The 18473-nt window shown below is 64.9% G+C and carries 18 protein-coding genes; 9 read left to right on the forward strand and 9 right to left on the reverse strand.

The annotated features are described in order from the left end of the window. Window positions 1-46 precede the first annotated feature (46 nt). The 5 genes from AABA86_RS17165 to hpaR all read right to left on the reverse strand — a co-directional run bounded on the left by AABA86_RS17165 (window position 47) and on the right by hpaR (window position 5352). Window positions 47-1351: a methyl-accepting chemotaxis protein gene (locus AABA86_RS17165; RefSeq protein ID WP_338307626.1), complete on the reverse strand. Its 1305-nt coding sequence runs from the start codon at window positions 1349-1351 to the stop codon at window positions 47-49. Further along, a complete protein-coding gene (locus AABA86_RS17170; protein ID WP_212251302.1) occupies window positions 1329-1847 on the reverse strand; it encodes a PAS domain-containing protein in 519 nt (172 codons plus the stop codon). Before AABA86_RS17170 ends, AABA86_RS17165 begins: the two co-directional genes overlap by 23 nt. A gap of 243 nt (window positions 1848-2090) precedes the next feature. Next, window positions 2091-3614: a UxaA family hydrolase gene (locus AABA86_RS17175; protein WP_338307627.1), complete on the reverse strand. Its 1524-nt coding sequence runs from the start codon at window positions 3612-3614 to the stop codon at window positions 2091-2093. Window positions 3615-3776: 162 nt separating this feature from the next. Continuing rightward, entirely contained in the window at window positions 3777-4553 is a 777-nt protein-coding gene (locus tag AABA86_RS17180; RefSeq protein ID WP_008549964.1) for an HpcH/HpaI aldolase family protein, read from the reverse strand. Window positions 4554-4818: 265 nt separating this feature from the next. Beyond that, entirely contained in the window at window positions 4819-5352 is a 534-nt protein-coding gene (hpaR, locus tag AABA86_RS17185) for a homoprotocatechuate degradation operon regulator HpaR (protein ID WP_212251296.1), read from the reverse strand. A 111-nt stretch (window positions 5353-5463) separates the two neighbouring features. On the opposite strand from hpaR, the gene hpaH reads away from it, so the two are divergent. The 6 genes from hpaH to AABA86_RS17215 all read left to right on the forward strand — a co-directional run bounded on the left by hpaH (window position 5464) and on the right by AABA86_RS17215 (window position 12033). After that, window positions 5464-6270 carry a 2-oxo-hept-4-ene-1,7-dioate hydratase gene (hpaH, locus tag AABA86_RS17190; protein ID WP_338307628.1) on the forward strand — a complete coding sequence of 269 codons (807 nt, stop codon included), beginning with the start codon at window positions 5464-5466 and terminating at the stop codon, window positions 6268-6270. A gap of 29 nt (window positions 6271-6299) precedes the next feature. Next, a complete protein-coding gene (locus AABA86_RS17195) occupies window positions 6300-6698 on the forward strand; it encodes a 5-carboxymethyl-2-hydroxymuconate Delta-isomerase (protein WP_338307629.1) in 399 nt (132 codons plus the stop codon). Further along, window positions 6691-8229 (forward strand): 5-carboxymethyl-2-hydroxymuconate semialdehyde dehydrogenase, encoded by a 1539-nt coding sequence (gene hpaE / locus AABA86_RS17200; RefSeq protein WP_338307630.1) that lies wholly within the window; start codon window positions 6691-6693, stop codon window positions 8227-8229. The genes AABA86_RS17195 and hpaE overlap by 8 nt, the downstream gene beginning before the upstream one ends. Window positions 8230-8357: 128 nt before the next feature. Next, window positions 8358-9341, forward strand: a complete 984-nt coding sequence (gene hpaD, locus AABA86_RS17205) for a 3,4-dihydroxyphenylacetate 2,3-dioxygenase (protein ID WP_212251288.1) — start codon at window positions 8358-8360, stop codon at window positions 9339-9341. Between the two features lie 174 nt (window positions 9342-9515). Then, a complete protein-coding gene (locus AABA86_RS17210) occupies window positions 9516-10385 on the forward strand; it encodes a fumarylacetoacetate hydrolase family protein (RefSeq protein ID WP_338307631.1) in 870 nt (289 codons plus the stop codon). 19 nt (window positions 10386-10404) lie between these two features. Next, entirely contained in the window at window positions 10405-12033 is a 1629-nt protein-coding gene (locus tag AABA86_RS17215; protein WP_338307632.1) for a thiamine pyrophosphate-dependent enzyme, read from the forward strand. Window positions 12034-12140: 107 nt separating this feature from the next. Here the strand turns inward: AABA86_RS17215 and alkB are convergent, their stop codons facing one another. From alkB to AABA86_RS17235, 4 genes are all read right to left on the reverse strand, one after another. Further along, window positions 12141-12794 carry a DNA oxidative demethylase AlkB gene (gene alkB, locus AABA86_RS17220; RefSeq protein WP_338307633.1) on the reverse strand — a complete coding sequence of 218 codons (654 nt, stop codon included), beginning with the start codon at window positions 12792-12794 and terminating at the stop codon, window positions 12141-12143. Between the two features lie 9 nt (window positions 12795-12803). Further along, window positions 12804-13550: a 2OG-Fe(II) oxygenase gene (locus AABA86_RS17225; RefSeq protein WP_445083468.1), complete on the reverse strand. Its 747-nt coding sequence runs from the start codon at window positions 13548-13550 to the stop codon at window positions 12804-12806. A 205-nt stretch (window positions 13551-13755) separates the two neighbouring features. Next, window positions 13756-14442: a DUF2848 domain-containing protein gene (locus AABA86_RS17230; protein WP_338307635.1), complete on the reverse strand. Its 687-nt coding sequence runs from the start codon at window positions 14440-14442 to the stop codon at window positions 13756-13758. Further along, complete coding sequence (locus AABA86_RS17235; protein WP_338307636.1) at window positions 14435-15784, reverse strand: amidase; 1350 nt, start codon at window positions 15782-15784, stop codon at window positions 14435-14437. Before AABA86_RS17235 ends, AABA86_RS17230 begins: the two co-directional genes overlap by 8 nt. A gap of 192 nt (window positions 15785-15976) precedes the next feature. Here AABA86_RS17235 and AABA86_RS17240 point away from each other — a divergent pair, with 192 nt between their 5' ends. The 3 genes from AABA86_RS17240 to AABA86_RS17250 are packed head-to-tail and all read left to right on the forward strand — an operon-like array spanning window position 15977 to window position 18453. Continuing rightward, window positions 15977-16390: a Zn-ribbon domain-containing OB-fold protein gene (locus AABA86_RS17240; protein WP_338307637.1), complete on the forward strand. Its 414-nt coding sequence runs from the start codon at window positions 15977-15979 to the stop codon at window positions 16388-16390. 3 nt (window positions 16391-16393) lie between these two features. After that, on the forward strand, window positions 16394-17533 hold the full coding sequence (locus AABA86_RS17245; RefSeq protein ID WP_338307638.1) for a thiolase C-terminal domain-containing protein: 1140 nt from the start codon (window positions 16394-16396) through the stop codon (window positions 17531-17533). 5 nt (window positions 17534-17538) lie between these two features. Continuing rightward, window positions 17539-18453, forward strand: coding sequence for an SDR family oxidoreductase (locus AABA86_RS17250; protein ID WP_038947755.1), 915 nt, complete (start codon window positions 17539-17541; stop codon window positions 18451-18453). Window positions 18454-18473 lie beyond the last annotated feature (20 nt).

The following is an 18473-nucleotide window of genomic DNA, read 5'->3' on the forward strand; positions in this document are numbered from 1 at the left end:
GATTTCGAGCCAGCGGAGAGAAGGCACCGTCCTGTCGGCGAAAGCCCTATGCCGCGGACGTCAGCCGCTGCAGGAACTGCGTCACTTCGCGGCGGAGGGTCTCGACCTCGCCGTGGACGCGTTCGGAGGCGCTGTTGACGCGGCTGGCGACGCGCCCCGTGTCGGCAGCGGCTTCGCTGATGCCTGACACGTTGGAGGACACTTGCGAGGTGCCGGCCGAGGCCTCCTGGACGTTGCGGGCGATCTCGCGGGTCGCGGTGCCCTGCTGCTCGATCGAGGCGGCGATGCTCGCGGTGATGCCGTCGATCTCTGCGATGGTCTGCGCAATCGCCTCGACGGCTGCGACCGAGTTGGTGGTCGATTGCTGCATCTCGCCGACCTTGGCGCTGATCTCCTCGGTCGCCTTGGCGGTCTGGGTGGCGAGGCTCTTGACCTCGGAGGCGACGACGGCGAAGCCGCGGCCGGCCTCGCCTGCCCGCGCCGCCTCGATCGTGGCGTTGAGCGCCAAGAGGTTGGTCTGCTCGGCGATTTCGCTGATCAGCTTGACGACATCGCCGATCCGCAGCGCGGCATCCGCGAGGCTGCGAATCTCGCTGCCGGCACGATTGGCTTCGTCGACGGCGCGCCCGGTGCTCGTGGTCGAGCCGGCCACCTGGCGGCTGATCTCGGCGATCGAGGATGCGAGCTGTTCCGCCGCGCTCGCCACCGTCGCAACGTTGCTCGAGGCCTGATCGGACGCACTGCGCATGCCGGAGGTCTGGCGGTTCGTCGTCTCCGCCGCCGCCGCCATCTGGCCGGCATCGGATTCGAGGTCGGTCGCGGCGCTCATCAGGCTGCCTGCGACCTCGTCGAGATGCGTGCCGAACTGCTTTGCAAGGCCGGCGATCTCGACCACGCGGCGGCCGAGGCTGTCGGTGCCGGCATTGATGACGGTGGCCGAGCGGCGGAACGAGCCGGGCAATCCGCGCGCGAGGATCTTGCGGAAATACTTGCCGCGGCTGGCATAGTCCATCGATGCCGAAGCCTCGCGGACGAAGGCGTCGGCGATGTCGAGCATGTCGTTGACCGACTTCTGGATGGTGCCGATCCGCCCGGCCTGGCGCTCGCTCAGGATCCGCGCTTCGAGATCGCCGCGCGCCGCCTTGCGGCAGACATCGGCGACCTCATCGACGGCCACCGCCGTGCGGTGCTGACACCAGAGCGCGTAGCCGAGCAGCAGGATCGCCGCGCCGAGCGGCGCTGCACTGATGATTCCGGTCCAGCCGAGCAGCGAGAGGACGAACGCGATACCAGCGAGAAGGCACGCGACTGCGGTCGCTCCCTGCGCCTTAGAGAGAGAGCACAAATTCATCGTAACCGACACCGTTTTGCTTGAGCAGACCGACCATCATTTCGAAGCTCGCACGCATGCCGTCCTTGGCATTGGCGTGGCGCGCCTCTTCCGCGCAGAGCGCCTTGTAGATCGGTTTGATTTTCTCGACCGGCGCCGGATCGGGCCTGCGTCGATTGGAATGATAGCCGATGATGTTGCCGTGATCGTCGAGCGTCGGGGTGACATGGGCGAACACCCAATAATGGCTGCCATCTCCCGCGAGATTGACGACGTAAGCGAAGATCTCCTGCTTGGCCTGGAGCGTATCCCACAGCAGCTTGAAGACGCAGCGCGGCATGTCGGGATGGCGGATCAGGCTGTGGGGCGCGCCCATCAGCTGCTTCCAGGGGTATTTCGCCATGCGGAGAAAGACGTCATTGGCGTAGGTGATGCGGCCTTTGAGATCGGTCTTCGATACAATCAGCTCCTCCTCACCGAGGAGATTTTCCACCCCAGTGGGACGTATCGCTTGCATCGGTTCGATCCTTGGAAAGGCCGGCCCACCACGCTGTGGAGCCGCATCGCCCCGTGTCTACGGCAACAATGTTAACCAGATGTAAGCCGGGAACTGTCGCGACGAGGCCTCTGCCTCCGTATCATTACGTAGCGAAGGATTGTTGCATCCCGGACAAGCACACGCGCCGCCGAAATCGTCGCGGGTATCAAGGCTCCCGACCGCTTTTGATTGCTTTTGCGCGAGATAGCTCGCCGAGCGCGATTACATCGTCGCGCCCAGCACCCACGGCGCGAACTCTGCGCCGCCGAAATCAAAACTCTCGCTCTTGGTCGGCTGTCCCGAGGCTGTCTTGAGGATCAGATCGAAGATGCGCTGGCCGCATTGCTCGACGCTCTCCTCGCCTTCGAGGATGGTGCCGCAATTGACGTCCATGTCCTCTTCCATGCGCTTGTACATGGGCGTGTTGGTGGCGAGCTTGATCGAGGGCGCCGGCTTGCAGCCGAACACGCTGCCGCGGCCCGTGGTGAAGCAGACGAGATTGGCGCCGCCCGCGACCTGTCCGGTCGCCGCAACAGGGTCGTAGCCGGGCGTGTCCATGAACACGAACCCCTTCTTGGTGATGGGCTCGGCGTAACGCAGCACCTCGACGAGGTTGGTGGTGCCGGCCTTCGCCATCGCGCCGAGCGATTTTTCAAGAATGGTGGTGAGACCGCCGGCCTTGTTGCCGGGGCTCGGATTGGCGTTCATCTCGGCGCCTTCGCGCGTCGTGTATTCGTCCCACCAGCGCATCAGGTCGACCAGCTTCTCGCCGACCTCGCGGCTGACGGCGCGGCGCGTCAAGAGATGCTCGGCGCCGTAGGTCTCCGGCGTCTCCGACAGGATCACGGTGCCGCCGTGACGCACGATGAGATCGCTGGCCGCACCGAGCGCGGGATTGGCGGACACCCCGGAATAGCCGTCCGAGCCGCCGCATTGCAGCGCGACCGTCAGCTCGCTCACCGGTACGGATTCCCGCGTGACCTTGTTGGCGTCGGCCAGCGCCTCGCGCACGAAGGCGATGCCCGCTTCCACCGTCTTGCGGGTGCCGCCGACCTCCTGGATGTCCATCGCGCGCAGGCGGCCGGCGAGCTTCTGCTCCTCCATGAGACCACCGATCTGGTTCACCTCGCAGCCGAGGCCGAGCACGATCACATGAGAGAAGTTCACGTGCCGCGCATAGCCGCCGAGCGTGCGGCGGAGCAGTGCCAGGGGCTCGTTCTGCGTCATGCCGCAGCCGGTCTTGTGGGTCAGCGCGACCACGCCGTCGACATTGGGAAAGTCGGCCAGCGGATTGTCGCCGGTGAAGGGATTCTTCTTGAAGACGTCGGCGACGAGGCTTGCGACGTGCGCGCTGCAATTCACCGAGGTGAGGATGCCGATATAGTTGCGCGTGGCGACGCGGCCGTCCGGGCGGCGGATGCCTTCGAAGCTCGCCGGCAGATCGAAATTCGGCGTCGGCTTGACGTCGGCGCAATAGGCATAGTCCTTGGAGAAATCGCCCATGCCGATGTTCTGCACGTGCACGTGCTGGCCCGGCGCGATCGGAATGGTCGCAAAGCCGATGATCTGGCCGTAGCGGATGACAGGCTCGCCCACAGCGATCGGCTTGATCGCGACCTTGTGGCCGGAGGGGATGCGCTCGACCGTGGTCACGCCGTCGGCAACGACAGTACCGGGCGGCAAGCTGGCGCGCGCGATCAGCACGCCATCATCGGGATGCAGGCGGATGACGGGGCTGATGGTCATGGATATCTCCTGTATCGAAATGATCGTGCCCCGGACGCAGCGCAGCGTGAAACGATGCGCTGCTGATCCGGGGTCTGGTTGTTATGTCATGCGCTTCGTTATCGACCGGGTCCCGGCTCTGCGCTGCAGCGCTTTGCGCTGCAACGCGTCGGGGACACGAGATCAAGCCTTGCCGCCCGAATCCTTGCGGGTGGCGTTCACCTGCATCTTGGCGTAGGTCGTCATCAGGCCGACCTCGTTCGACAGCGTCACCAGCTTGAAGCCCATGTTGATGGCGCGCGCTGCGCCTTCGGCGCCGCTGCAATGGATGCCCGGGTTGAGGCCGCGCTTGCCGCATTCCTTGATGATCTTCTCGTAGATCGCGAGGATCTCGGGCTCGCTGCGGTCGAGCTTGGGCTCGAGGCCGTAGGAGAAGCCGAGATCGGACGGGCCGATATAGACGCCGTCGATGCCCTCGACGTCGAGGATCGCCTCCATGTTCTCGACCGCGGTCTTGGTCTCCATCATCGGCAGCAGGATGGTGTCGGCATTCGCGGTCTTCTGGTACGAGCCCGCGGTGCCGTACATGCCGGCGCGGATCGGGCCGTTGGAGCGCACGCCCTGCGGCGGATATTTGGAATAGGAGACGAGGTTCCTGGCTTCCTGCGGCGTGTTGACCATCGGGCAGATCACGCCATAGGCGCCGCCGTCGAGCACCTTGCCGATGATGCCGGGCTCGTTCCAGGGCACGCGGACCATCGGGGTCACCGGATGCTTGTCCATGGCCTGGAAGCATTGCACCATCGACAGATAGTCCTGCACGCCATGCTGCATGTCGACGGTGACGCTGTCGAAGCCGCATTGCGCGATCATCTCGGCCGAGAAGCCGGAGGGTATAGCGAGCCACGCGTTGACCACGGCCTTGCCCGACTTCCAGATTTCCTTGACCTTGTTCGCCACGTTGCCTTCCTTCTTTGTTGTTTGGACCGTGTTATTTGGACCGTGTCATTTGGACCGTCGTCACCATGACGAGCGCCGCGACAGCACGACCCGCTGTTAGCGCGAACCGGGCCGCCGCGCTACGCTCGCAATGACGCAACGCCTATGCGGCCGCCTTCTGGCGCCGGGAATCGGCGCCTGATCGACCGCCAGCCTGGACCGCCATTTGCGCGAAAATGCGCATGCATGTCCATGGCTTGGGGCACCCGGACGGGCATATCTGCTGTCACTCCTCGGAACTTGCCTCCTCGGCGCCGCCGAGCTCTGCAAGACTCTGTTCGAGCGCGCCCAGCATATCCTGCAATTCAGCGAGCTTGCGCGCACCGAAGCGCCGCGTGATCTCGGCATAGATCGCCTCCGAGGTCGGCGCCACCGAGGCCATCAGCTTCACGCCCTCTTTCGAAATCGAGACCATGCTGCGGCGCTGGTCCGCCTTGGCCGTCCTGCGCTCGATCAGATGACGCGCCTCGAGATCGCGCAGGATGCGCGACAGGCTCGGTCCCAGCAGGAACGCCGTGCGCGCGAGTTCCGTGACCTCGACAGTCTCGATCGCCGCCAGTGCACGCAGGATGCGCCATTGCTGCTCGGTCAGGCCGTGCTCGCGCAGCGAGGGACGAAACTGCCGCATCACCGCCTCGCGCGCCCGCAGCAGCGACATCGGCAGGGAGCGCGAGAAATCGCGCATCGGCACCTGCCGTGCAGTGGCAGGTCCTGCGGCAGGCGCGCTTCCGTTGGCTGGATCAGCCGGTCTCTTCACCATGATGCCCTTTCAAACCGCAAAACGTTTGCAGTGCAGCAAGCCGAAATTGTGTTTGACGCATTCACTTAACATGTTAAGTATCTCCCGGCACCCCAATTTGTAAGATCACAAATGGCGCTTTCCAACGACGATATCCAAGCTTGCGCGAGGCGTCTGCATCAGGCGGAGAAGACCCGCACGCAGATCCGGCAGCTCTCGCAGGATTTCCCCGGCATCACCATCGCCGATGCCTACGCGATTCAGAAGGCCTGGGTCGACGTCAAGATCGCGGAGGGGCGCATCGTCAAGGGGCACAAGATCGGGCTGACCTCGAAGGCGATGCAGAGCGCGCTCGATATCGATGAGCCCGATTCCGGCGTGCTGCTCGACGACATGTTCTTCGCCGATGGCGGGATCATTCCGACCGAGCGCTTCATCGCGACGCGCGTCGAGGCCGAGCTCGCCTTCGTCATGAGCAAACGGCTCGCTGGGCCCGACTGCACGCTGTTCGACGTGCTCAACGCCACCGACTTCGTGGTGCCGGCACTGGAAATCCTGGACACGCGGATCGAGCGCGTCGATCCCACGACCAAGGCGACGCGAAAGATCTTCGACACCATCGCCGACAATGCGGCGAATGCCGGCATCGTGCTCGGCGGACGGCCGATCCGGCCTTTGGACGCAGATTTGCGCTGGATCGGCGCGCTGTGTTTCAAGAACGGCCAGCTCGAGGAGACTGGCCTTGCCGCCGGCGTGCTCAATCATCCTGCGACGGCGGTTGCGTGGCTTGCGAACAAGATCGCGCCGCTCGGCCTTGCGCTCGAGCCGGGTCAGGTCGTGCTTGCCGGCTCCTTCATCCGTCCGATCGAGACCCGCAAGGGCGACACAATTCAGGCCGACTATGGCGCCTACGGCTCGGTCAGCTGCTACTTCGCCTAGGCGCAAGAAATACAGGGAGTGAAACCGCGATGCCGCATTTCACGATTGAATATTCGGCCAATCTCGATGGCCGCCTCGACATCGCAGCGGTGTGCGAGATCGTGCGCCAAGCGGCAGTCGAGACCGGCATCTTCCCGCTCGGCGGCATCCGCGTGCGCGCGATCAGGTGCGAGCACTATGCGATCGCCGACGCGCGGAACGACTACGGCTTTCTCGACATGGTGCTGCGCATCGGCGAAGGCCGCGACCTCAAGACGCGCCAGAAAGCCGGCGAGCATGTCTTCCAGGCACTGTCCCGACATCTCGATCCCGTCTTCGCCGCCAGCAAGTTCGCTTTGTCGTTCGACATGCAGATCAACGACAAGGACACCAGCTGGAAGCGCAACAACATCCACGACGCCCTGAAAGCGGAATCCGCCCATGGATAAGCCCAGCCCGAAAGCCGATGTATTCCAGGCCAACCGCGACCGCGTCGCGCCGCTGCTGAAGAAGCTGCGTGCCGACGGCATCGGTCACATGATCGACGGCAAGACAGTTGCCTCGATCTCCGGCGAGACGTTCGAGACGAAGTCGCCGGTCGACGGCACGACGCTCGCAAGCGTCGCGCGCGGCACCGCCGAGGACATCGACCGCGCCGCAACGGCCGCTGCGCTTGCCTTCAAGTCCTGGCGCGACATGGGCCCCGCGATGCGGAAGAAGCTGCTGCATCGCGTGGCCGACGCCATCGAGGACAATGCCGAGGACATCGCCGTGCTCGAATGCATCGACACCGGGCAGGCCTATCGCTTCATGGCCAAGGCGGCGATCCGCGCCGCCGAGAATTTCCGCTTCTTCGCCGACAAATGCGCGGAGGCGCGCGACGGCCTCAGCACGCCGAGCGACGAGCACTGGAACATCTCCACCCGCGTGCCGATCGGCCCGGTCGGCGTGATCACGCCGTGGAACACGCCGTTCATGCTCTCGACCTGGAAGATCGCCCCGGCCCTCGCTGCGGGGTGCACCGTCGTGCACAAGCCGGCCGAATGGTCGCCCGTCACGGCCAGCATCTTGTCGAAGCTCGTCAAGGAGGCCGGCGTTCCCGACGGCGTGCTCAACACCGTCCACGGTTTTGGTGAAGAGGCCGGCAAGGCGCTGACCGAGCATCCCGCGATCAAGGCGATCGGCTTCGTCGGCGAGAGCGCGACGGGCTCGGCGATCATGATCCAGGGTGCGCCGACGCTAAAGCGCGTGCATTTCGAGCTCGGCGGCAAGAACCCCGTGATCGTGTTCGACGACGCCGATCTCGACCGCGCGCTCGATGCCGTCGTGTTCATGATCTACTCGCTCAACGGCGAGCGCTGCACGTCGTCGAGCCGCCTCCTGGTTCAGGCCGGCATTGCGGACAAGTTCACCGAGAAGCTCACCGCGCGCGTGAAGGCGCTGAAGGTCGGCCATCCGCTCGATCCCTTAACCGAGATCGGGCCGCTGATCCACGAGCGGCATCTGGCAAAGGTCTGCTCCTATTTCGACGTCGCGCGCCAGGACGGTGCGACGATTGCGGTCGGCGGCAAGGCCCATGACGGCCCGGGCGGCGGACATTATGTCGAGCCCACCCTGGTCACCGGCGCGCACGGCAAGATGCGGGTGGCGCAGGAGGAAGTGTTCGGCCCGTTCCTCACCGTGCTGCCCTTCAAGGACGAAGCAGAAGCCATCGAGATCGCCAACGACATCCGCTATGGCCTGACTGGCTATGTCTGGACCAACGATGTCGGCCGGAGCTTGCGTGTCGCCGACGCGTTGGAGGCCGGCATGATCTGGCTGAACTCGGAGAATGTCCGCCATCTGCCGACGCCATTCGGCGGCATGAAGGCCTCCGGCATCGGCCGCGACGGCGGCGATTACTCGTTCGATTTCTACATGGAAACCAAGCACGTCTCGCTGGCGCGGGGCACGCACAAGATTCAGAAACTGGGAATTTAGGGAAACGGTCATTCCGGGGCGCGAAGCGAACCCGGAATCCATTCATCCACCAACTCTGCTGCGCGATGGATTCCGGGTTCGGCTCTACGAGCCGCCCCGGAATGACAGGAGACCGAGGGGAAACGCAAATGCCGGTACCGCAACATATCTTCGAGCCGCCTTTCAACATCATCCGCTCCAGCCACGTCGTGCTCGACGTCACCGATTTGAAGCTGAGCCGCGCGTTCTACGAAACCACTGTCGGCCTGCATGTCGAGGACGCCGACGACAAGGTCGTGTATTTGCGCGCCGCCGAGGAGCATCAGCATCACTCGCTGGTGCTGCGCAAGGCGGCGGTGCCCGCCTGCGCCCGGCTCGGCTTCAAGGTCGGCAACGACGGGGATCTCGACAAGGCCGCCGCCTTCCTCTCCGAGAACGGCCTTTCCTACGCCTTCGTCGATCAGCCCTTCCAGGGACGGACCCTGCAGTTCACCGATCCCTTCGGCTTCCAGATCGAGCTCTATGCGTCGATGGATCGCCGGCCGCATCTCCTGCGCCGCTATGATCTCTACAGGGGCTGCCACCCGCAACGGCTCGATCATTTCAACGTCTTCGCCGCCGAAGTGCAGGACACCGTGGAGTTCTACGCCCGGCTCGGCTTCCGCCTCACCGAATACGCCGAGGAGGATGGCCCGAACGGCCGCATCGCCGCCGCCTGGATGCATCGCAAGGGCAATGTCCACGACTTCGCGATCACCAACGGCAAGGGCCCTCGCCTGCACCATTTCGCCTACTGGACGCCGACGGCGATGAACATCATCCATCTCTGCGACGTCATGGCGTCTCAAGGTTTCGTCAAGAACATCGAGCGCGGCCCCGGACGCCACGGCATCTCCAACGCATTCTTCCTCTATGTCCGCGATCCCGACGGACACCGGCTCGAGCTCTACACCAGCGATTATTTCACCGGAGACCACGACCACGAGCCGCTGCGCTGGTCGCTGCGCGATCCGCGCCGCCAGACGCTGTGGGGCGCCCCGGCGCCGCGCTCCTGGTTCGAGCAGGGCTCGCCGTTTAGCGGGCAGGCCGTGCGGGAGCCGAAGTTTGTCGCGGACGTGCTGGTTGCGGATTGATGCCCATGACCTGCCGAGCTTCTCTTCCTGTCGTCCCTGCGAACGCAGGGACCCATACCCACAGGGAGGAGTTTTGCGAAGATTGGTCGTTCGGGATCGTCACCGTGCGCTATCGATGGATCACGCGGTACGGGTCCCTGCGTGCGCAGGGACGACAAGAGAGATAGACTGCCTATGAAACTCCCTCGCCTCGCCACCTATTCCGTCAAGGGCGATGCCCGTTATGGGGCCGTCCTCGAGGGCGGCATCGTCGACCTCTCCACACGTTACGCAAAACACTATCCGACGCTGCGCGAGGTGATCGCGGCCAGCAAGCTCGCGAGCCTCGCCGAGGAAGCCGCCGGCCGCGCGCCGGACCACGCGCTCGATGACATCACCTGGCTGCCGCCGGTGCCCGCGCCGGAAAAGATCATCTGCATCGGCGTCAACTATCCCGACCGCAACGCCGAATACAGGGATGGGCAGGACGCGCCGAAATATCCGAGCATGTTCATGCGCTCGCCGCGCTCCTTCGTCGGCCACGACACGCCGCTGGTGCGCCCGCGCGCGTCCGCCCAGCTCGACTATGAAGGCGAGATCGTGCTGGTGATCGGCAAGCAAGGCCGGCATATTCCGGAAAGCGCCGCGCTCGATCACATCGCAGCATTGACCCTTTGCAACGAAGGCTCGGTGCGCGATTGGCTCCGGCATGCCAAGTTCAACGTGACGCAGGGCAAGAACTTTGATTCCAGCGGCAGCCTCGGCCCATGGCTGGTGCCCTACGTCCAGGAATCGCAGATCGCCGATGTCAGGCTCACCACGCATGTCAACGGCGAGCTCAGGCAGGACGATCGCACCAGCCGGCTGATGTTCTCGTTCCGTTATCTCATCAATTATATCTCCACCTTCGCAACCCTTGTCCCCGGCGATATCATCGTCACGGGCACGCCGACCGGCGCCGGAGCCCGATTCGATCCGCCGCGTTACCTGAAGCCGGGCGATATCATCGAGGTCGCGGCCGAAGGCATCGGCAGCTTGCGAAATGGCGTCGTCGACGAAGCCTGAACAGGATTGGAATGATGCAATGACCACCCTCACCGGCGGCGAAGCGATCGTAAGCGGCCTGGTGGCCCACGGCGTCGACACCGTGTTCGGCCTGCCCGGTGCGCAGGTCTACGGCCTGTTCGACGCCTTCCATCAGGCCCAGCTCAAGGTGATCGGCGCGCGGCACGAACAGGCCTGCGGCTACATGGCGTTCGGCTATGCGCGCTCCAGCGGCAGGCCCGGCGTGTTCAGCGTAGTGCCCGGGCCCGGCGTGCTCAATGCCAGCGCCGCGCTGCTCACCGCATTCGGCTGCAACGAGCCGGTGCTGTGCGTCACCGGCCAGGTGCCGACGCAATTTCTGGGCAAGGGCCGCGGCCATCTGCACGAGATGCCGGACCAGCTTGCGACCTTGCGCACCTATGTGAAATGGGCCGACCGGATCGAATACCCCGGCAATGCGCCGACGGTCGTCGCGCGCGCCTTCCAGGAGATGATGTCGGGACGGCGCGGCCCGGCCTCGGTCGAGATGCCCTGGGACGTCTTCACCCAGCGCGCTGACACCGCCGCTGCCCGGATGCTGGAGCCGCTGCCCGCGCCGCAGCCCGATCCGGATCTCGTCAAGCGGGCCGCGGCGCTGATCAAGGCAAGCAAGGCGCCGATGATTTTCGTCGGCAGCGGCGCGATCGAGGCCGGCGAGGAGATCCTCGAGCTCGCTGAGATGATCGATGCACCCGTGGTCGCCTTCCGCAGCGGCCGCGGCATCGTCTCCAACGCGCATGAGCTCGGCCTCACCATGGCCGCCGCCTACAAGCTGTGGCCGACAACCGATCTGATGGTCGCAATCGGCACGCGCGCCGAGCTGCCGGCATCCGGCTTCCGCTGGCCCTATCAACCGAGCGGACTGAAATCCATTCGGATCGACATCGATCCGGTCGAGATGCGCCGGCTCGCCGCCGATGTCGCGATTGTCGCCGACGCCAGGGATGGGACCGCCGATCTCGCTGCAGCCGTGAAGAGGGCCGGCTATTCGAAAAGCAGCACGCGGCGCGGAGAGATCCGCGAGGCCACTGCGATGGCGCAAGCGGAGATCCAGCGCATCCAGCCGCAGATGGCGTATCTCAACATCCTGCGCGAGGTGCTGCCGGCGAACGCGATCGTCACCGACGAATTGTCGCAATTCGGCTTCGCCTCCTGGTACGGCTTTCCAGTCTACCAGCCGCGCACCTTCATCACCTCGGGCTACCAGGGCACGCTCGGCTCGGGCTTCCCGACTGCGCTCGGGGCCAAGGTCGCGAACCCGGACAAGCCTGTGGTCGCCATCACCGGCGATGGCGGCTTCATGTTCGGCGTGCAGGAGCTTGCCACCGCCGTGCAGTTCAACATCGGCGTGGTGACGCTGGTGTTCAACAACAACGCCTACGGCAATGTCCGCCGCGACCAGCGCGAACGTTTCGACGGCCGCGTGGTGGCGTCCGACCTCGTCAATCCCGATTTCGTCAAGCTCGCGGAATCCTTTGGCGTTGCGGCTGCGCGTGTCACAGCGCCCGATCAGTTCAAGGCGGCGATGGAAAAGGCGCTCAGCCATGGCGGGCCGTATCTGATCTCGGTCGAGGTGACGCGAGATTCGGAGGTCAGTCCGTGGGCGTTCATTCACCCGCCGAAGCCGTAATTGCTGTCATTCCGGGATGCGCCGTAAGGCGCAGGCCCGGAATCCATACTCCCGATCGTTGTTATGGATTCCGGGCTCGCGCTACGCGCGCCCCGGAATGACGAAGACTACCGCGTCCTGCGGAACGTCAGATTGATCCGCTTCCGCCCGAGCAGCGCATGCTCGCCGTCGGCGAGCGGCGCGACGCCGTGATAGGCGAGCCTGCTGGCTCCGCCCCAGACCACGACGTCGCCATGCACCAGGCGGAAGCGGCGCGGCTTGTCGCTGCGGACGAGGCCGCCGAACAGGAAGGTCGCGGGCAATCCGAGCGAGACCGAGACGATCGGCGCCGCATAGTCCAGCTCGTCCTTGTCCTGATGCAGCGACAGCCGCGTGCCGGGCTCGTAGCGGTTGACGAGGCAGGCATCGGGCGCGAAGGCTTGAAAGCCGCCCTGCTCTGCTGCATGCAAAGCTAGATCACGCAACACCGGCGGCATCGTCGGCCATGGCGCGCCGGTTCGCGGATCGATGGGGTCATAGCGATAGCCGGTGTGATCGGTGATCCAACCTCGTTCGCCGCAATTGGTCATGGCCACCGACATCAGGTGGCCGCTGGGCGTGGTCATCCGCCGGAACGGCGATTGCGCCACGATGGCGCGGACGGCGGCGATCAGCTCGCTTTCGATCGGTTTGACGAAGCCGCGCAGCAGCGCGGCACCGTCCGCGATCTCCTCGCGCGGCGGCTGGGCCTCGGCAACACCATCGAACAGATCAGCCGTCAATCGCAGCGCTCATTTGGCATCATGAAAGATCACACCCAGCGTGTGGCGCTGGCCGGATCTGATCCGGCTGACGCCATGGCGCAGATTAACGCGGTAGGTGCCGCGTGTCCCCTGCACCGGGCGGTGATGCACAGCGAAGGCAACCGCATCGCCCTGCGCCAGCGGCACGACCTCGGCGCGGGACTGCATGCGCGGGCGTTGCTCGGTCAGCACGAATTCGCCGCCGGTGAAATCGCGACCGGGCTCGGACAGGAGTATCGCGACCTGGAGCGGGAACACGTGCTCGCCATAGAGGTCCTGGTGCAGGCAATTGTAGTCGCCGGCCTCATATTGCAGCAGCAACGGCGTCGGCCGCGCCTGCCCCGCCTCGTGGCAGCGCTTCAGGAACGCCGCATGCGTTAGGGGATAGCGAATGTCGATCCCCATCGCCTCGTTCCAGCGGTTGGCGACGGTCTGGAGATGCGCATACAGCGCCGGGCGCAATTGCGCGATCAGATCTGGCAACGGGTAGGCGAAATATTTGTACTCGCCACGGCCAAAGCCGTGACGGCCCATGACGATGCGGCTGCGGAAATGCGTGTCGTCCGGGTAGAGCGCGGCGACGGCGCGGCACTGGTCCGGCGTCAGCAGGTGCTTGAGGACGGCGCAGCCCTGGGAGTCGAGTTCGGCGGTGATCTGAGGCCAGTCGAGGCCGTCGACGTGGGCGGTGAGGTCGGGAACGGAGGATTGGGCCGTTTTGCGTGCGGTCATTGTCATAACAATCACCCTGGCGGCCCGACGTTCACCCCGCCACCCGATTTCCGAGAACCGTCTCCGCGTCATTGCGAGCGAAGATCGATACCGACGTCAAGCAGACCAGTTTCGTAGGGTGGGCAAAGGTGCTCTTGCGCCGTGCCCACGACTTCGTAAGACGTGGGCACGCTTTCGCTTAGCCCACCCTACAGGACCGACGTTTGTGGAGCTAGCCTCGCACCGGTAGAGTTGTCACGTCATAGCCGTGCTTAATAGTCCGCTTCAGCACGGGGTCTTCCAGCTCGAAGTCGAACCGTTCCGCCGGGCGGATGCCGCCCTTGGCTGCAAACGTGCCGCCGAACATGGCGCAACCGTCGGGGAATTTTCCTCCTTCGAAGCCGCGTGCGATCAGGTCGTTCACCGGCAGCATCGCGTCCAGCGTGCCCTCCTGGTAGAGCACGCGCTCGCCCTTGATGGTGGCGTAGGAGCGCAGGATCATCTTGTCCCAGTGGCCGATGACGTCCTCCAGCTCCCACAGCGTCGAAGCGATCGGCTTGTCGCACATCTGCTTGGAGACCGTGACGCTGTAGGCCTCGACCTTGCGGTCGGTATGGTCGGAGCCGCAGCCGACGAAGATGCGGCCCTGCCAGCCGATCAGCACGAACTCGACCTCGCCGGAGGAATCGCCGCCGGTGCATTCGATACGATCTTCCTGGGTCAGCCGCCGCGCCGCGCCGCGATAATAGATCGGGGTCGAGGCCGGCGGGGCGATGCCCATCTCCTGCAGCTCTTTGATGTGCTTGTCGCGCGCGACGGGATCGCGGCCGGTCCAGCCGGCGATGACCATCTGGTCGATCGCGAGCGTCAGCGGCGTGGTGGCGTCCTGGGCGTCAACGGTGAAAGTCAGGTCAAACACGAATGACGGCCTCCATGCCGGCAGCAAGTTCAAAGATACGGCGGTCGGAGCCGCCTGCGCCCGCCAGCATCAGGCCGACGGGAATTTCGCCCTCACGATGCGCCGGCAGCGAGATGGCGCAGCCGTCGATCATGTTGATGAGAGTGCAGTTGCGCAGTGCGCGCAGGTTTTCCCTGGTGAACGCCTTGTCGTCGGCGAGATCGGCGATCTTCGGCGGCGTGTTGGCGGTGGTCGGCAGCACCAGCGCATCATAGGGCGCAATGCGCGCGTTGACGCGGGCGATCAGCGAGCGGCGCTCGTTGAGGAGATCGATGTAGTCGGCCGCGCTCTGCGCCTCGCCGCGCATGATCCGCACGGAGACACGGGGGTCGTAGACGTCGCCCTTGGAGGTGATGAGATAGCGGTGCCAGGCGTAGCTCTCGGACGCGGCAAAGCCGCCCTTGGCGTTCATCGGGCCGATGTCGTGGAACTCCGCCATCTCGATGCGCTCGATGATGGCGCCGTGATCCGAAAGCGTCTTCAGAGCGCGCTCGAACGTCTCGGAGACTTCAGCGTCGAGGTCGTCGAGCGCGATCGTGGTCGGCACCGCCAGTCGCATGCCCTGGATCGGACGCGGCTTCAGCGGGGCGATCGGCTCGTTCGCGAGCACGGCGTCGAGTATGGCACAGCAACTGACTGATCGTGCCAGAGGCCCGATGCTGTCGAGCGAGAACGACAGCGGCACGGAGCCATCGAGCGGCACGCGTCGCTGCGTCGGCTTGTAGCCGACGATGCCGTTGAAGGCCGCCGGAATCCGGCAGGAGCCGCCGGTGTCGGTGCCAAGCGCGCCATGCGCCATGCCGTCGAGCACGGACACCGCCGCGCCCGCGGACGAGCCGCCTGGCACATGGCCCACGGACCGGTTCCAGGCGCCCTTCGGCGTGCCGTAATGCGGATTGATGCCGATGCCGGAATAGGCGAACTCGGTCATGTTGGTGCGCCCGATCACGATGAAGCCGGCCCTGCGCAGCCGCGCCACCGTCGCCGCATCCTGCTCGGCCGGCGGCGAATCGTCGAGCGCACGGGAGCCGGCGCGCGTCACCTGGCCCTTGATGTCGAACAGATCCTTGATCGAGATCGGGATGCCGGCATAGCGCGATGGCGCCGCCTTGGCCTTGCGCAAGCCGTCCATCGCATCCGCCGCCGCGAGCGCGGCGTCCTTGTCGACATGGATGAAGGCGCGCTGGCCCTCCCCGGCGGGATCGGCGATCCTGGCGATGCACGCCTCGACCAGCTTGCGGGCGGTCGTGCGGCCGCTTTCGAGGTCTTCGGCGAGCTTCGCCAGCGTCGGAAATTCGGGCATGTCTGTCTCACGGAATATTGTCGCGCGCAATCTATAGCGCTGCCTCAGTTCGACACAAGCATTGTGCGCATGATGGCATGCATGCGTATTGCTGGACCGTTGACGCACCATGGTCGATTGTCGCATCAAGATCGAAACAGGCGGGCGTGAAGCCTGCCCGATCAAGATTTTCTTCTGGGAGGGCGTTCCGAGATGGCCGAACCGCAGCGCGCGCGACCGAAACCGACGCCGGAGACCCAGCATTTCTGGGACGGCACCAAAGCCGGCGAATTGCGCCTGCAACGCTGCGACGCCTGCGCGCATGTCTACTTCCCGCCGCGCCCGTTCTGCCCGTCCTGCGCCTCGCGCAAGGTCAGCATCTTCAAGGCGAGCGGCAGGGGCTTCCTCTACAGCTACGTGATCAATCACCGTCCCGCTGCGCCCGGCTTCACGCCGCCTTACGCGATTGCGGTGGTGGAGCTTGCCGAGGGGCCGCGGATGATGAGCAACATCATCGACTGCCCGCAGACGCCCGAGGCGCTCGAGCTCGACATGAAGCTCGAGGTCGCCTTCCAGGCGCTCGACGACAAGATCACCCTCCCCGTGTTTCGTCCGGCGAAGGGGTAAGCCATGCGCAAAAATCAGGTTGCCGTCGTCGGCGCGGCCGAGACCACCGAGCTCGGTGTCATCCCCAACGCCTCGCAGCTCCAGCTGCACGCGGATGCGGCGCTCAACGCCATCGCCGATGCCGGGCTGAAGCTCTCCGACATCGACGGCTTTGCCACGGCGGTGGAGACGCCGCAGCAGGTCTGCCACTATCTCGGCATCAAGCCGACCTGGGTGGACGGCACCTCGGTCGGCGGCTGCTCCTTCATGCTGCATGTTCGGCACGCCGCTGCCGCGATCGAGGCCGGGCTGTGCAAGACCGTGCTGATCACGCATGCCGAGAGCGGCAAGTCGATGATCGGCAAGGCACCGCGCTCGATCCCGGCCGACAGCCTGCAGGGCCAGTTCGAGGCGCCGTTCGGGGTCTACGGGCCGCCGAGCATGTTCCCGATTCCCGTGCTGCGCTTCATGAAGACCTACGGCATCACGCATGAGCAGCTTGCCTCGGTGGCGGTGGTGCAGCGGGAATGGGCGGCGAAGAATCCGCGCGCGATGATGAAGGACCCGATCACGGTCGCCGATGTCCTCAACTCGCGCATGATCGCCTATCCGTTCCGGCTGCTGCAGTGCTGTCTCGTCACCGACGGCGGCGGCGCGCTGATCCTGACCTCGGCCGACCGCGCCAGGGATTTTCCGCGCAAGCCCGTCTACATCATGGGCACCGGCGAGAGCGTGGAGACGCCGATGGTCAGCCAGATGGAGACGTTCAACTCCTCGCGCGCGTTCAAGACCGCAGGGCCGCTGGCCTTCAAGGAGGCCGGCATCGTACATAAGGACGTCGATCACCTCATGATCTACGATGCCTTCGCGCATCTGCCGCTGTTCGGCCTCGGCGATCTCGGATTCATGCCGCATGAGGAGACCGGCAAGTTCATCGCAGATGGCAATACGCGGCCCGGCGGGAAGCTTCCGCTCAACACCAATGGCGGCGGATTGAGCTATATGCATTCGGGCATGTACGGCATGTACGCGCTTCAGGAGAGCGTGCGGCAGATGCGTGGCATTGCGCCGGCGCAAGTGCCGAACGCGAAGATTTCGGTGTGTCATGGCGTCGGCGGCATGTTCGCGGCGAGTGGCACGATCGTGTTTACGAACGAGAGGTAAGGCACATGAGCAAATCACTGCAAGACAAGGTCATCATCGTCACCGGCGCAGGCCGCGGCATCGGGCGCGAGATCGCGCTGCTCTGCGCGGCGGAAGGCGCCAAGGTCGTCGTCAACGATCCCGGCGGAGCCTCGGACGGTGCCGGCTCGAACGCGGCGCCTGCCGAGGAAGTGGTCGAGGAGATCAAGAAGCGCGGCGGCACCGCGGTCGCCAATTTCGAGTCGGTGGCGGAAGCGATCCCGGCGAGCAAGATCGTGAAGACCGCGACCGATCATTTCGGCCGGCTCGACGGCGTCGTCAACAATGCCGGAATCTTGCGCGACATGATCTTCCACAAGATGAGCGTCGAAGCCTTCGAAGCCGTCATCAAGGTGCATCTGATGGGCTCGTTCTATGTCAGCCACGCCGCGGCGCGCATCTTCCGCGAGCAGGAGTCGGGCTCCTTCGTGCACTTCACCTCGACTTCCGGCCTGATCGGCAATTTTGGCCAGGCCAACTACGCCGCCGCCAAGCTCGGCATCGTCGGCCTCTCCAAATCCATCGCGCTGGACATGGGCCGTTTCAATGTTCGTTCGAACTGCGTCTCGCCGTTCGCCTGGACGCGCATGATCGGCACCATCCCGACCGAGACTGAAGCGGAGAAGGCGCGGGTCGAAAAGATCAAGCAGATGGGGCCGGAGAAGATCGCGCCGCTCTGCGGCTATCTGATCTCCGATTCCGCCAAGGACGTCACCGGCCAGATCTTTGGCGTGCGCATGAACGAGATCTTCCTGTTCAGCCAGAACCGTCCGATCCGCTCGGTGCAGCGGAGCGAAGGCTGGACGCCGCAATCGATCGCGGAACACGGCATGCCGGCGCTGAAGGGCTCGTTCTACAAGCTCGACCGTTCCGCCGACATCTTCACCTGGGATCCCGTCTAGCCGCATTTCCGGCATCCCTG

Origin of the sequence: Bradyrhizobium sp. TM233, assembly GCF_036247965.1 — a bacterium.
Classification (GTDB): domain Bacteria; phylum Pseudomonadota; class Alphaproteobacteria; order Rhizobiales; family Xanthobacteraceae; genus Bradyrhizobium; species Bradyrhizobium ottawaense.

Coding starts and splice junctions, on each gene's coding strand:
- AABA86_RS17165 (WP_338307626.1), bottom strand. CDS start 1,351: ATGAATTTGTGCTCTCTCTCTAAGGCGCAGGGAGCGACCGCAGTCGCG.
- AABA86_RS17170 (WP_212251302.1), bottom strand. CDS start 1,847: ATGCAAGCGATACGTCCCACTGGGGTGGAAAATCTCCTCGGTGAGGAG.
- AABA86_RS17175 (WP_338307627.1), bottom strand. CDS start 3,614: ATGACCATCAGCCCCGTCATCCGCCTGCATCCCGATGATGGCGTGCTG.
- hpaR (WP_212251296.1), bottom strand. CDS start 5,352: ATGGTGAAGAGACCGGCTGATCCAGCCAACGGAAGCGCGCCTGCCGCA.
- hpaH (WP_338307628.1), top strand. CDS start 5,464: ATGGCGCTTTCCAACGACGATATCCAAGCTTGCGCGAGGCGTCTGCAT.
- AABA86_RS17195 (WP_338307629.1), top strand. CDS start 6,300: ATGCCGCATTTCACGATTGAATATTCGGCCAATCTCGATGGCCGCCTC.
- hpaE (WP_338307630.1), top strand. CDS start 6,691: ATGGATAAGCCCAGCCCGAAAGCCGATGTATTCCAGGCCAACCGCGAC.
- hpaD (WP_212251288.1), top strand. CDS start 8,358: ATGCCGGTACCGCAACATATCTTCGAGCCGCCTTTCAACATCATCCGC.
- AABA86_RS17210 (WP_338307631.1), top strand. CDS start 9,516: ATGAAACTCCCTCGCCTCGCCACCTATTCCGTCAAGGGCGATGCCCGT.
- AABA86_RS17215 (WP_338307632.1), top strand. CDS start 10,405: ATGACCACCCTCACCGGCGGCGAAGCGATCGTAAGCGGCCTGGTGGCC.
- AABA86_RS17225 (WP_445083468.1), bottom strand. CDS start 13,550: ATGACAATGACCGCACGCAAAACGGCCCAATCCTCCGTTCCCGACCTC.
- AABA86_RS17235 (WP_338307636.1), bottom strand. CDS start 15,784: ATGCCCGAATTTCCGACGCTGGCGAAGCTCGCCGAAGACCTCGAAAGC.
- AABA86_RS17240 (WP_338307637.1), top strand. CDS start 15,977: ATGGCCGAACCGCAGCGCGCGCGACCGAAACCGACGCCGGAGACCCAG.
- AABA86_RS17245 (WP_338307638.1), top strand. CDS start 16,394: ATGCGCAAAAATCAGGTTGCCGTCGTCGGCGCGGCCGAGACCACCGAG.
- AABA86_RS17250 (WP_038947755.1), top strand. CDS start 17,539: ATGAGCAAATCACTGCAAGACAAGGTCATCATCGTCACCGGCGCAGGC.